General features: G+C 74.6%; 10 protein-coding genes. 6 read left to right on the plus strand and 4 right to left on the minus strand.

Translation table 11 applies throughout. From position 1 onward, the window contains the following. The first annotated feature begins 459 nt into the window (after nt 1–459). Nucleotides 460–1,938, plus strand: coding sequence for a PQQ-binding-like beta-propeller repeat protein (locus tag LZF96_RS14830; protein WP_233871634.1), 1,479 nt, complete (start codon nt 460–462; stop codon nt 1,936–1,938). A gap of 339 nt (nt 1,939–2,277) precedes the next feature. Further along, on the plus strand, nt 2,278–2,973 hold the full coding sequence (locus LZF96_RS14835) for a response regulator transcription factor (RefSeq protein WP_233871637.1): 696 nt from the start codon (nt 2,278–2,280) through the stop codon (nt 2,971–2,973). A 421-nt stretch (nt 2,974–3,394) separates the two neighbouring features. On the opposite strand, the gene LZF96_RS14840 is transcribed toward LZF96_RS14835, so the two are convergent. From LZF96_RS14840 to LZF96_RS14850, 3 genes are all read right to left on the minus strand, one after another. Further along, complete coding sequence (locus tag LZF96_RS14840; RefSeq protein ID WP_233871640.1) at nt 3,395–4,294, minus strand: helix-turn-helix transcriptional regulator; 900 nt, start codon at nt 4,292–4,294, stop codon at nt 3,395–3,397. A gap of 91 nt (nt 4,295–4,385) precedes the next feature. After that, a complete protein-coding gene (locus LZF96_RS14845) occupies nt 4,386–5,816 on the minus strand; it encodes an aldehyde dehydrogenase family protein (RefSeq protein ID WP_233871643.1) in 1,431 nt (476 codons plus the stop codon). A gap of 41 nt (nt 5,817–5,857) precedes the next feature. Beyond that, nucleotides 5,858–6,100, minus strand: a complete 243-nt coding sequence (locus LZF96_RS14850) for a hypothetical protein (RefSeq protein ID WP_233871646.1) — start codon at nt 6,098–6,100, stop codon at nt 5,858–5,860. Between LZF96_RS14850 and galT the strand changes: the two genes are divergently transcribed. The 3 genes from galT to galK are packed head-to-tail and all read left to right on the plus strand — an operon-like array spanning nt 6,087 to nt 9,354. Further along, nucleotides 6,087–7,139 carry a galactose-1-phosphate uridylyltransferase gene (galT, locus tag LZF96_RS14855; protein ID WP_233871649.1) on the plus strand — a complete coding sequence of 351 codons (1,053 nt, stop codon included), beginning with the start codon at nt 6,087–6,089 and terminating at the stop codon, nt 7,137–7,139. The genes LZF96_RS14850 and galT overlap by 14 nt on opposite strands. Continuing rightward, nucleotides 7,136–8,116 (plus strand): UDP-glucose 4-epimerase GalE, encoded by a 981-nt coding sequence (gene galE, locus LZF96_RS14860; RefSeq protein WP_233871652.1) that lies wholly within the window; start codon nt 7,136–7,138, stop codon nt 8,114–8,116. The genes galT and galE overlap by 4 nt, the downstream gene beginning before the upstream one ends. Next, nucleotides 8,113–9,354 (plus strand): galactokinase, encoded by a 1,242-nt coding sequence (gene galK / locus LZF96_RS14865; protein WP_233871655.1) that lies wholly within the window; start codon nt 8,113–8,115, stop codon nt 9,352–9,354. The genes galE and galK overlap by 4 nt, the downstream gene beginning before the upstream one ends. Nucleotides 9,355–9,677: 323 nt before the next feature. Here galK and LZF96_RS14870 read toward each other — a convergent pair whose 3' ends face one another. Then, nucleotides 9,678–10,520: an alpha/beta fold hydrolase gene (locus tag LZF96_RS14870; protein ID WP_233871658.1), complete on the minus strand. Its 843-nt coding sequence runs from the start codon at nt 10,518–10,520 to the stop codon at nt 9,678–9,680. A 918-nt stretch (nt 10,521–11,438) separates the two neighbouring features. On the opposite strand from LZF96_RS14870, the gene LZF96_RS14875 reads away from it, so the two are divergent. Further along, nucleotides 11,439–12,125, plus strand: a complete 687-nt coding sequence (locus LZF96_RS14875; protein WP_233871661.1) for a response regulator transcription factor — start codon at nt 11,439–11,441, stop codon at nt 12,123–12,125. Nucleotides 12,126–12,265 lie beyond the last annotated feature (140 nt).

Consider the following 12,265-nt stretch of genomic DNA (forward strand, 5'->3'; position numbering starts at 1 on the left):
GGCACGGACGGGAAGCCCGCGGGTGACGCGGTCCCCGGTGACGCGGGTGCCGACGCGCCGGGCGGGACCGACGGGGTCCCGACGCCGCCCGCCGGCGGGTTCGGCGCCCCGGCCTCCTCGCCGGAGCCCGTTCCGCTGCCGCCGCACGTGCCGGCCCCGCAGCAGGTTCCGCCCCCTCCGCCGGCAGCGACGCCGCCGGCCGCCGCGCCGCCGGCCGGGTACGGTTCCCCGTCGCAGCCCCCCGCCGCGACACCGCCCGCGGGAGCACCGCCGGCCGGGTACGGCTACCCGTCCCCGCCGCCGCAGCCCGGTTACGGCCACCCCCAGCAGCCGCCGCGGCCCGGTTACGGCTATCCGCCGCAGCCCCCCGCCGGCTTCGGCGCTCCCGGTGCCCCCGGCCCGTACGGTCAGCCCGGTGCGCCCGGTGCGCCCGGCCCGTACGGCGCTCCCACCGGCCCGATGCCCGGTTACGGCTATCCCCAGCAGCCGCCGCAGCCCGGCGTGGTGCCCGCCAAGCCCGGAAACGGCGGTAACACCCCCCGGATGGTGCTGATCATCGGTGTGGTGTTGGCCGTCCTGCTCGCCGGCGGCTTCGGCGCCTACTACGTACTCGCCGGTGGCTCCTCGCCCTCCGCCGGCGGCGGCACCGACACGGACACGGATACCGACACCGACACCGACACCGATGGGCCGGATGACGGCACCGGCGGCGACGACGCCCCCGACGGTGGTGGCGCGGCCCTGCCGGACGGCGCGGTCGAGGCCGAACTGGTCATGGAGGTCGCCCAGCCGGAGGTCCCCGAGGAGGACATCCTCACCGAGGCCCACGGCTACTGGGTGATCGGGGACGACCTCGTGCGCCTGATGACCCGCGAGGTGGTCTCCTACGACCTGAACACCGGTGAGCAGCAGTGGAGCTTCTCGCTCCCGAACAACGAGTGCCGTGCCTCCCACGAGCACTCCGAGGGGCTCATCGCCATCCTCCAGGGCCGCGACTGCGAGGTGCTGACCGTTCTGGACATCACCACCGGTGAGGACGTCTGGACGACCACCATCGAGACCAACGTCACCCCCGGCCGCTACGCGGTGCCCGCCATCCTCGGCGACACCGTGGCCCTGGGCTGGACGATGGGCGGCCACGGCTGGAGCATCTCGCAGGAGGAGGCCCTCTGGGAGCCGCGCGCCAGCGAGGACTGCCGAGAGGACTCGTACGCCGTGATGGACGGCGTGTTCATCTCCAAGGTCGGGTGCGGCTTCATCGGCGACGACGGCGGCAGCATCCGGGCCACCGAGGAGGACGGCACCGAGCTGTGGGAGTGGGCGTATCCGGCCGAGGTGGACGCCGGGGACAAGCTGCGCTTCCGCTCGGTCATCTCCGCCGACCCGCTGGTGGTGCGGATGGACATCGGTGATTTCGCCGACGCCGAGGAGCAGATCTGGGTGATCGACGACGCCCGCGAGGACGTTGCGCACGTGCTGCCCTACGACCGCGAGCGGCACGTCGGCCCCTGCGACGCGGTGACACTGTCCTGGTGCCCCGGGGCCGTCGTCCACGACGGGATGATGTACCTGGCCTCCCTGGCACAGCAGAACTCGGTGATCGCTTTCGACCTGTCCACCGGCACGGCGGTGTGGGAGGTCTCCTCCGAGCGGGAGGCGACGATCATGCCGATGCAGGAGCAGGACGGGAAGATCCTCGCCTACGAGATCCCGACGAGCGAGCAGCCGGGTGCCGTGGTGGCGATCGACCCGGCCACCGAGAGCGCCGAGCCGGTGATGATCCTGCCGCGCGAGTCGCGGGACGACCAGCGGAAGGTGGTCTCCAGCGCCTACTCGGCCGACGACCGCCCCTTCTGGGTGGACAACCGGCTGTTCCTGGTCTCGCAGCGGTTCTACGACCACACCGTCGACGAGCCGGTGACCATGGTCTTCCGGTGAGGTCCCGACGGTGGGGGCCCGACGGGCCGAGGCCGTGAACGGCCCCCGCCCCGATTCACCCGGCCCGGGTTCCAACGGTCCTCGCAGCACCCGCGATCCGTGGGAGTTGCGAGGACCGTCGGCGTGCGGGGAGGTGCGGAGAATGCCCGGTGGGACCGGAGATGCCACCGGGGGTGGTGTCCCGCGTGTTCCGCCCCCGGGGGGTGGGGCCCCGGACGTATCCTCGACCGCGACCGTCGGTCGGCGCCCCGGTGGTGGGACCGGGCCGTCGCCGGCCGGGACCCGGACGGTCCCGATGGCGTGTGGAGGGGACCCGACGGGGTCCCGAAGGGGGAGGACGTGACGATCGTGCGGGTGGTGGTCGTGGACGATCGCCGGTTGGTGGCCGAGGCGTTGGCGTCGGCACTGCGGGTGCGCGGCCACCGGGTACCGGCCGTGGCGGCGCCGTTGTCCCGGGCGGCCGAGTTGGTGGCCGCCAAGCAGCCGGAGGTGTGTCTGTTCGGCACCGCCACGCCGGAGGCGGACGGCGCGCTGGAACCCTTGGCCCGCATCCATCGGGAGACCCCCCGCACGGCGGTGGTGGTGCTCGGCCCCGTGCCGCGCCCGCGCGGGGTGGCGGCGGTCTTCGCCGCCGGCGCCCGGGGGTACGTGCGCGAGGACGAGCGGGTGGAGGGCGTGGAACGGGCGATGGCCCGGGCCCGCTCCGGCGAGCCGGCGGTGACGCCGCAACTGCTGCGGGAGGCGTTCGCCGAACTGCTGCACCCGCGCTCGGCACCGGACGCCGAGGGCACCCGGCTGGCCGGGCTGCTGACCGAACGCGAGGCGGACGTCCTGCGCCGCATCGTCGACGGCGAGGACACCCGGCTGATCGCGACCGGCCTGGGGGTGGCGCAGAGCACGGCCCGCACCCATGTGCAGCGGCTGCTGTCGAAACTGGGGACGACCTCGCGGCTGGAGGCGGCGGCGCTGGCGGTGCGCACGGGGCTGCTCGAGCAGCTCCCGGCCGCCCGCCTCCCCCGCCCCCGCCGCCCCTGACACCCCGTCTTCGTCTTCTCTCCGCCGTCCGGTGGAACCGGCCCGGCCTCCGCCGCTCCCCGCCGGGTTGCCGGATCGGGCGACACGGCCCCGCCGCTCCGCCCCGTCTCGAGGCCTCGGGTGGACGCCGGGTGCGCGCCCCGGGGCGCCGCCGGGCGGTCGGGGCGGGTGCCCCTGCGCCGGGTGACGCCGTGCCCGCCGGGTGTTGCTGTCCCGGCCGAGCCGGTGCGGCCCCGACGGTCCGCCCGCCGCCCGCCGTCCGCAGTTCCCGAATCCGCGCCCCGGGCCCGCCGCCCGCCATCCGCAGTTCCCGAATCCGCGTCCCGAATCCGCGCCCCGGGCCCGCGCCCCGATAGGCCGCTGCCGTGTCCGGGGGACGCGGATTCCGGGCCGCCGCCCCGACGGCTCCGCCGGGGGCGGGTCAGGCGACGCCGTCCCGGTGGCCGGGGCCGCGCACCGGTTCCCGGCCCGTTCCGGACACGGCGTCCCGCCCCCCGGCCCATCCCGCGAGGAAGGCGAGGCCCTCCGCCGAGCGGGAACCCGGTCCGGCGGCGTACACCACCAGGGTGTGGTCCGGGGTGCCGCGCAGGTCCGACACCCGGAACCCCAGGGTCAGTTCGCCGACCATCGGATGGGCGAATCGCTTGTGCCCGGCGTGGTGCGCGCGCACCCGGTACTCCGCCCACCAGCGCCGGAAATCGGTGTCGGTGTCGGTGAGTTCCCCCACCAGTCGGGCGGTTTCGGGGTCGTCGGGGTACCGGCCGGCCTCCATGCGCAGGTACGCGACGCACTCCGCGCCGACCCTCTCCCACTCCGCGTACCGGCCGCGCAGTTCCGGGTCGCGGAAGGCGAGCCGGACGAGGTTGCGCTCCCGGGGCGGGTGTCGGGCGAAGTCGGTGAGCAGGCCGGCCGCGAGGTCGTTCCAGGCGAGGACGTCCAGTCCGCGCCCCAGCACCAGGGCGGCCACGCCCGTCATGCCCTCCAGGAGCGCCCGGGTGGCGGGGTCGACCGACCGGTCGCCCGCCGGGGCGGCGCGGGAGCCGTCCCGGGAGGACCCCGCCGCGCACCGCAGCAGGTACTCCCGTTCGTCCGGCCCCAGACGCAGGGCGCGGGCCAGGGCGGAGAGCACCTCGGGGGAGACGGTGCCCACCCGTCCCTGTTCGATGCGGGTCACGTAGTCCACGCCGACACCGGCGAGGACGGCGAGTTCCTCCCGTCGCAGGCCGGGCACCCGGCGGTGTCCGGAGGAGGGCGGCATGCCCACCTCCTCCGGAGTGATCCGGGCACGGCAGGCCCGCAGGTAGGAACCCAATTCCGTCATCACAGCGCCTTCCCCGATCCTCCCCGACCTTCTCCGACGCTCTCCCGGTCGCTCCGGCGCCCCGCGCCGCGCGGCCTCTCCCCGACGACGGTCAACCGCCGTGGATCACCTTGGTCTCCAGATATCCGACCATGCCCTCGACCCCGAACTCGCGCCCGTTTCCGGACTGCTTGTACCCGCCCCAGGGGGCGTTCCAGTCGAATTCGGCGTCGTTGAGGAGCACGGCTCCGGCCCGGACGCGCGAGGCGACCTCGTCCACCCGCTCCCGGTCGGCGCCGACGACGTAGGCGGCGAGGCCGTACGGGGTGTCGTTGGCGATGGCGATCGCCTCCTCCACGGTGTCGTAGGCGATGACCGACATCACCGGGCCGAAGATCTCCTCACGGGCGACGGCCATGTCGTTGGTCACGTCGGCGAGCACGGTCGGTCGGACGTGGTGGCCGGCCTCGAGCCCGTCGGGGACCCCCGGCTTGCCGAGGCCGCCGGTGACCAGCCGGGCGCCGGCCTCCGTTCCCCGCCGGATCCACTCCTGCACGGTGTTCCACTGCGCCTCGGAGACCAGGGGGCCCATGTCGGTGGCCGGGTCGCGCGGGTCACCCACCGTCAGGGCCTCCAGGGAGGGCACCAGAACGGACAGGAACTCCTCCAGCCGCGCCCGGGGCACCAGGGTGCGGCTGGGAGCGCTGCACAGTTGTCCGGTCATCGCCATCATCCATCGGTGCACCGTGGCCACGGCGATCCCGAAGTCGGCGTCTGGCAGCAGGATGTGCGGGGACTTGCCGCCCAGTTCGGTGAGCACGCGCTTCATGGTGGGCGCGGCGGCCGTCGTCACCCTCACGGCGGTGGCGAGGGAGCCGGTGAAGGAGAGGACGCCGATCCCGGGGTGGGAGGCCAGCGCGGCCCCGGCGACCGCCCCGTGGCCGGGTACCAGGTTGAAGACGCCGGTCGGGGTGCCGGCCGCGTCCATGACCTCGGTGAACACCTCCGCGGAACGCGGGGCGAGTTCGGCGGGCTTGAGCACCACGGTGCAGCCGGCGGCCAGCGCCGAGGCGGTCTTGCCCGCCATCTGGAGGACGGGGAAGTTCCACGGGGTGATCAGCCCGGCCGGGCCGAGCGGCTCGCGGCGGATCAGGGTGGGACCGCGCCGCTCCTCGAAGGCGTATCCGGTCAAGGCGTCGATGGCGCCGGCGATCCGGCCCCGTCCGGAGGGCACGTGTCCCTGCCGGGCGAGGGTGATCGGCGCACCCATGTCCTCGGTGACCGCCTCCGCCAGTTCCTCGACCCGCTTGTCGAATTCGTTGAGGACGTTCTCCAGGAGGGCGATCCGTTCCGCCGGGGTGGTCCGGGACCAGGTGTCGAAGGCGCGGTCGGCGGCGGCGACCGCGCGGTCCACGTCCGCCGCCCCGCCCATCACCACCCGACCGGTGGGGCGGCCGTCCGCCGGGTCGGTCCGTTCCACGACGGTGCCCTCCAGTGGGGTGGTCCATGTGCCGTCGATGTACAGGTGATCGAAGTCGCGCATGGTGACCCGCTCTCTCGTGTTCGATCCCGCCACCCGGCGGGTCACACCAGGCTGGGGGCGGGCGCGGGGTTCATCCAGGCGCGGTTCTTCCCGGGAGCGCCGGTACCACCCTCGGGGCCGGCGGGTGCCGTGCCCGCTCCCCGTGCCCGGGCGCCGTTGACGCGCAGTTCCTCTTGTGCTTCATTGTGTTTGTTTCTGTTTGACTTATTGGTGAAAAAATTGGCCTGTTGTCGGGTGCGGGACACACCGGCGGGACCGAAGAGGGCGGCGATGAAGAAGACCATGACCCGGCTGGCCGACGGCCGGGAGCTCATCTACTACGACCGGGCGGACGACGCCGTCCGGTCCGCCCCCGACCGGCGCCCGCTCGGGGCCGCGACCTCCTCCTCGGAGGTCCGGGTGGACCGCCTGCTGCGCGAGGAGATCGGCTACGCCGCCCACCGCCAGGGCCGCACCTTCATGCCGCCCGCCGACCAGTGCCCGTTGTGCCCGACCGTCGGGGAGCGTCTGAGCGAGATCCCGGAGTCCTCCTACGAGGTCGCGGTCTTCGAGAACCGCTTCCCCTCCTTCGGCGGCGGCACCGGCCGCTGCGAGGTGGTCTGCTTCACCTCCGACCACGACTCCTCCTTCGCCGACCTCGACGAGGAGGGTGCGGCCGTGGTGCTGAACGCCTGGATCGACCGCACCGACGAACTCTCCCGGCACCCCGGTGTCCGGCAGGTGTACTGCTTCGAGAACCGGGGCGCCGAGATCGGCGTCACCCTCGCCCACCCGCACGGCCAGATCTACGGCTACCCCTACGTCACCCCGCACACCGCCCGGGCCATGGACTCCGCCGCCGCCCACCGCGCCGCCGGAGAGGGCAACCTGTGGGACGAGCTGGTGGCGGAGGAGCTGGCCGACGGCCGGCGGATCGTCCTGGACGGCGAGCACTGGGTGGCCTTCGTCCCGTACGCCGCCCGCTGGCCCTACGAGGTGCACCTGTACCCGCGCCGCCGGGTGCCGGACCTGACCGCCCTCGACGACGCCCAGCGTGCCGAGTTCCCCCGCCTGTACCTGGACCTGCTGCGCCGCTTCGACCGGATCTTCGGCCCCGACGCACCGCCCACCCCGTACATCTCCGGCTGGCACCAGGCGCCCTTCGGGGACGGACTGCCGCTGCCGCGCGAGGAGTTCGCCCTGCACCTGGAGCTGTTCACGATCCGGCGCGGCCCGGGGAAGCTGAAGTATCTCGCCGGTTCGGAATCCGGCATGAGAGCGTTTGTCAGTGACGTGCTGCCGGAGGCGGCGGCGGAGCGACTGCGTGAGGTGGAGGGTCAGTGAGCAGGTATCTGGTCACCGGAGGGGCGGGCTACGTCGGTGGCGTGGTCACCGCCCACCTGTTGGCGGCCGGGCACGAGGTGACGGTCCTGGACGACCTGTCCACCGGCTTCCGCGAGGGCGTCCCGGCGGGCGCCGAGTTCGTCGAGGGCTCGATCCGCGACGCCGGCAAGTGGCTCGACCCCTCCTACGCGGGCGTCCTGCACTTCGCCGCCTCCTCGCAGGTGGGCGAGTCCGTGGTCAACCCGGAGAAGTACTGGCGCAACAACGTCGGCGGCACCACCGAGCTGCTCACCGCCATGCGGGAGGCCGGGGTGCGGACCCTGGTGTTCTCCTCCACCGCCGCCGTCTACGGCGAGCCGGAGACCTCCCCCATCACCGAGGACGCGCGCACCGCCCCCACCAGCCCCTACGGCGCGACCAAGCTCGCCGTGGACCACATGATCACCGGAGAGTGTGCCGCGCACGGCCTGGCCGCCGTCTCGCTGCGCTACTTCAACGTCGCCGGCGCGCACGGCGAGCAGGGCGAGCGGCACGACCCGGAGAGCCACCTCATCCCGCTGGTGCTCCAGGCGGCGCTGGGCCGCCGGGAGGCCATACACGTCTTCGGCGAGGACTACCCCACCCCCGACGGCACCTGCGTGCGCGACTACATCCACGTGGACGACCTCGCCGAGGCGCACCTGCTGGCCCTGGACGCCGCCACCGGCGGTGAGCACCTGATCTGCAACCTCGGCAACGGCAACGGCTTCTCGGTCCGCGAGGTGATCGAGACCGCCCGACAGGTCACCGGTCGGCCCATCCCCGAGGTCGCCGCCGAGCGGCGCGGGGGCGACCCCGCCGTCCTGGTGGCCTCCGCCGAGCGGGCCCGGACCCGCCTGGGGTGGAACCCGACCAGGGCCGACCTGGCCGGGATCATCGCCGACGCCTGGGAGTTCGCCCGGCGCGAGCAGCAACGGAAGGACGCCTCCATCTCATGAACCAGCCCACCGCGGCCTCCCCCGGCGCCGACGCGGACGCCGCCTCCGCCGCCGCCTCGGCCGACGACGCGCGCGCCTCCGACGCCGCCCGCGCCGGCGACACCGCCCGCCTCTTCGAGCGGATCTTCGGCGCCGAGCCCACCGGCGTGTGGGCCGCGCCGGGCCGGGTCAACCTGATCGGCGAGCACACCGACTACAACGACGGCTTCGTGATGCCGCTGGCCCTCCCACACACCACGACCGTGGCCGCCGCGCCCCGCGGGGACGGCGTCCTCGCGCTGTACTCGGCCGACGTCCCCGGCCCGGTGGCGGTGCTCCCGCTGGAGGACCTGGTCCCCGGCGCGGTGCCCGGCTGGACCGGCTACCCCGCCGGTGTGCTGTGGGCGCTGCGGGACGCCGGTCACGAGATGGGCGGCGCCTCGCTGTGCGTCACCTCCACCGTGCCCACCGGCGCCGGCCTGTCCTCCTCCGCCGCCCTGGAGGTCGCCACCGCCATGGCGCTGTGCGAGCTGTACGGGGAGCCGGCCGACGGGCAGCGGCTGGCCCGGATCGGCCGGCGCGCGGAGAACGCCTTCGTCGGCGTCCCCTGCGGGATCATGGACCAGATGGCCTCCGCCTGCTGCACCGCCGGCCACCTGCTGCACCTGGACACCCGGGACATGGCGGCCCGGCAGGTCCCCTTCGACATGGCCGCCGAGGGGCTGCGACTGCTGGTCGTGGACACCCGGGTCAAGCACGACCTGGCCGACGGCGGATACGCCGAACGCCGGGCCGGTTGCGAGGCCGGCGCGGAGGAGCTGGGCGTGCCCTCACTGCGCTCGATCCCGCACGCGGAGTTGGGCGACGCGCTCGCCCGACTGACCGACCCCGTGGTCCGCGCCCTGGTGCGGCACGTGGTCACCGAGAACGAGCGGGTCGGCCGGGTGGTGGAGCTGCTGGAGACCGGCCGGGCCCGGGAGATCGGGCCGGTGCTGAGCGAGGGCCACGCCTCGCTGCGGGACGACTTCGAGGTCTCCTGCCCCGAGCTGGACCTGGTGGTCGGCACGGCGCTCGCCGCCGGCGCGCTGGGCGCCCGGATGACCGGCGGCGGCTTCGGCGGATCGGCGATCGTGCTGGTCGAGGCCGACGCGGTCGGGGAGCTGGGGGAGCGGGTGATGGCCGCCTCGGCCGCCGCCGGGCACCCGCAGCCACGCGTCTTCGAGGCCGTCCCCTCGACCGGCGCCCGCCGCGTCATCTGACCCGTTGACGCCCCCGGGGACCGGTGCCGCGTTCGGCACCGGTCCCCGGGGGCGTTTCCGGGAGCGATCCGCCACGGATCCGGCGGGCGGTCGGGGACGCGCCGGCCCCACCGCGGGCGGGGCATGACCGGCGCACCCCCGGTGAAACCCTGTTCGATGGCCAACCGCGATGGCCAACCGCCGGAGGGTGGCGGGAGCGAGGTCGCGCCCGGTGGCGGCTCGGCCGGTTCCGGCAGGCCGATGTTCACATGACTCCCCGCGATCCCGGGTCCCGGACCCACGTGATTTCCCGGGTGGGGGCGCCGACGGCGGAGTGAACCGGATCACCGGCCGGACGCGCGTTCCTCGGCTCCCGCCGCGCGGATGAACCCGGTGAGAGCGGTCGCGTACTCCCGCGGATGGGTGATGTGCGGGATGTGACCCGCGCTCTCGAAGGTCCGGCGCCGCGCCCCGGGGAGGACCGCGGCCAGCCGTTCCAGGACGGTCGAGAACCAGGTGGGGCTCTCGCCGCCACGGCTCAGCAGCACCGGCACGGTGCAGGTGGAGAGCCCGTCGAGGTCCAGCGCGGCCCAGGACGGGTCGGTCTGTTCGTCCAGCCAGGTCGGCGCGTGGCTCACGAACGTCTCACGCAGGGGAGCCGGCAGCCGGTCCCACATGCAGGGGCCCAGAACCACCTCCTCCACGAACAGGCGCGCGCCCCGCTCGTCCTCCCCCCGGCGGAGGTGTGCCATCACGGCGTCGAAGGAGGCCGTCATCGGCCGCACCTGTGCCATGGACTCCGGGTCGTCGGCCACGATCCCCACCAGTGGTGGCTCATGCGCCGTGATGCTGCGGAACAGTTCGGGTCGGCGTGCGGCGAGGCCGAGCACGATCGCGGCGCCGAAGGAACTGCCGGCGACGTGCGCGGGGGCGTGGCCGAGTTCTTCGATCAGCGCCGCGAGGTCGTCCTCGTCCTGCCGTCGGGTGCCCTGGCCCGGCACCTCCTCGCTCCGGCCGTGGCCGCGGCGATCGTATGAGATCACGGTGAAGGAGGCGGAAAGACCTGCCCCGATCGCGGGTTGCCAGCTTCGGTGATCGTTCCACGAGCCGTGGACGAGGACGAGCGGTTCCCCCTCTCCCACGGTCTCGTGGTGGAGATTCACGCCGTTGGCTCGCACCTGTGGCATGAGGTGCCTCCTCGGAGGGATGGGGCGACGAATCCACGGGCCGCGCGGGCGTCGCCACGCGGGTTCCGACGGCATCGTCCGGTGTCGCGCCCGCCGCCGGCCCGGCGACCGTCGGCGGGGTGTGCGCCGGGTGCGCGAGCCGGCGCCCCGTCACCACGGCTCTCCCGCGGGCGGGCACCGCCCTTCGCGCCTCCTCGAACCGGCGGGGGTGTGCGCCGAGTGCGCGGACCCTTCCCCCACGCCGGGGATCCGGCGCCGGCCGGGGCCGGGCCCTCCGGGGGAAGCCCGTGATCTTCCCCGAGGGGCGTCGGGACCCTTCGCGGGACGTGATCACGGCACCGTGCGCGAAAAGGTGCGAAATGGACGAAAGTGCCCTTTCCTCCATCGTAGTGCTCGGGATCGCCGCCGCGCACTCACGTCCCCCGGCTGGGCGGCGACGCGCGCGACGACGCCGTGGAGGTCGGACACGCGGGAGCCGGATGTCGCCGAGCCGGGCGGACGGAGGGATCGCCCGTGGCGGCGAATCCCTGGTCAACGGCTTCGGAGCACCCCGATGTCGGTCGTGCCCGTTTCCCGCCGCGTCACCGTTCCCGCGTCCGTGTTCGCGGGCCGCACCCGACCCCACCGGGCCGTACCGAGCGGGAACGCGGGGACGTGACGAAGTCGGTACCGGGCCCGGGGGAGGGGATTCGTCCAAAGCCCTGTCGACGCGCCGCGCGGCCCGTACTCTTGGGCGCAGCACCGGTGGGGGCCGGTGCCCGATCAGGGGGCGAGACAGGTGGGCGTGGCGTCCACCGTCCGGTGGCCCGTCCGTTCGGCGGCGGCCGAGCGGGTGCCCGGGAAGCCGGCCGGGGCGTCACGCCCGCCCGCCGTACGAGGCGATGACGGCCCTCGGGTCGCGCGGTACAGGGGGTGAGGGTGGAGCGGATCCGGGTTCTGGTGGTGGATCGCCATCGGGTGTTCGCCGAGTCCCTGGCGATGGCGCTGACGGCCGAGCCGGACGTGGAGGCCGCCGCGACCGGCGGGGCCGCCGCGGCGGACCGACTGGTGGAGCGGGCCCGGGAGACCGGTGACCCGCTGCGGGTGCTGTTGGTGGAGGCCGCCGCCGAGGGCACCGAGGACGCGGGCGCCGCGCTGGCGGCCCGGATCGGCACCTGGCGGGCCCGACAGCCCCGACTGCACGTGGTGGTGCTGGCGACGGAGGACGACCCGCGTGCCTGCGCCCGACTGCTGTCGGCGGGGGCGCGCGGTTGGGTGGCGAAGGACTGTTCGCTGGCGCGGCTGCTCCAGGTGGTGCGCGGTGTGGTCCGGGAGGAGACGCACCTGCCGCCGGCGCTGCTGACCGGCGTACTGGTGGAGCTGAGCCGTGAGACCCGGCACCGCAGCGAGCACGAACGGCTGGTGGAGGTGCTGACGCCGCGCGAGCTGGAGGTGCTGCGCTGCATGCTGGCGGGCCTGGGGCGCAAGGCGGTCGCCGAACGGCTGTACCTCTCCCCGCACACCGTGCGCACCCACATGCAGAACGTGCTGGGCAAGCTGGGCGTGCACTCGACGCTGGCGGCGGTGGCGCTGGCCCGCCGGGCGGGCGTGCCGCCGGCCGACTGAGCGGGCGGGGACCCGGCGCCGACCTCTAGGGTTTCGGGCGGCCTCGGCCCGCGACGGTGCCCCCGGCGGTATGTTCGGCCCGGTGGCCCGGTGGCCCGGTGGCCCGGTGGCCCGGTGGCCCGGTGGCCCGGTGGCCCGGT

Origin of the sequence: Streptomyces sp. ST2-7A, assembly GCF_021390475.1 — a bacterium.
Lineage (GTDB): Bacteria > Actinomycetota > Actinomycetes > Streptomycetales > Streptomycetaceae > Streptomyces.

Bases quoted from the DNA above. Each gene is read 5' to 3' on its own strand.
- LZF96_RS14830 (WP_233871634.1), top strand. From the start codon at position 460: ATGCCCGGTTACGGCTATCCCCAGCAGCCGCCGCAGCCCGGCGTGGTG.
- LZF96_RS14870 (WP_233871658.1), bottom strand. From the start codon at position 10,520: ATGCCACAGGTGCGAGCCAACGGCGTGAATCTCCACCACGAGACCGTG.
- LZF96_RS14850 (WP_233871646.1), bottom strand. From the start codon at position 6,100: ATGGTCTTCTTCATCGCCGCCCTCTTCGGTCCCGCCGGTGTGTCCCGC.
- galK (WP_233871655.1), top strand. From the start codon at position 8,113: ATGAACCAGCCCACCGCGGCCTCCCCCGGCGCCGACGCGGACGCCGCC.
- galT (WP_233871649.1), top strand. From the start codon at position 6,087: ATGAAGAAGACCATGACCCGGCTGGCCGACGGCCGGGAGCTCATCTAC.
- LZF96_RS14840 (WP_233871640.1), bottom strand. From the start codon at position 4,294: ATGACGGAATTGGGTTCCTACCTGCGGGCCTGCCGTGCCCGGATCACT.
- LZF96_RS14845 (WP_233871643.1), bottom strand. From the start codon at position 5,816: ATGCGCGACTTCGATCACCTGTACATCGACGGCACATGGACCACCCCA.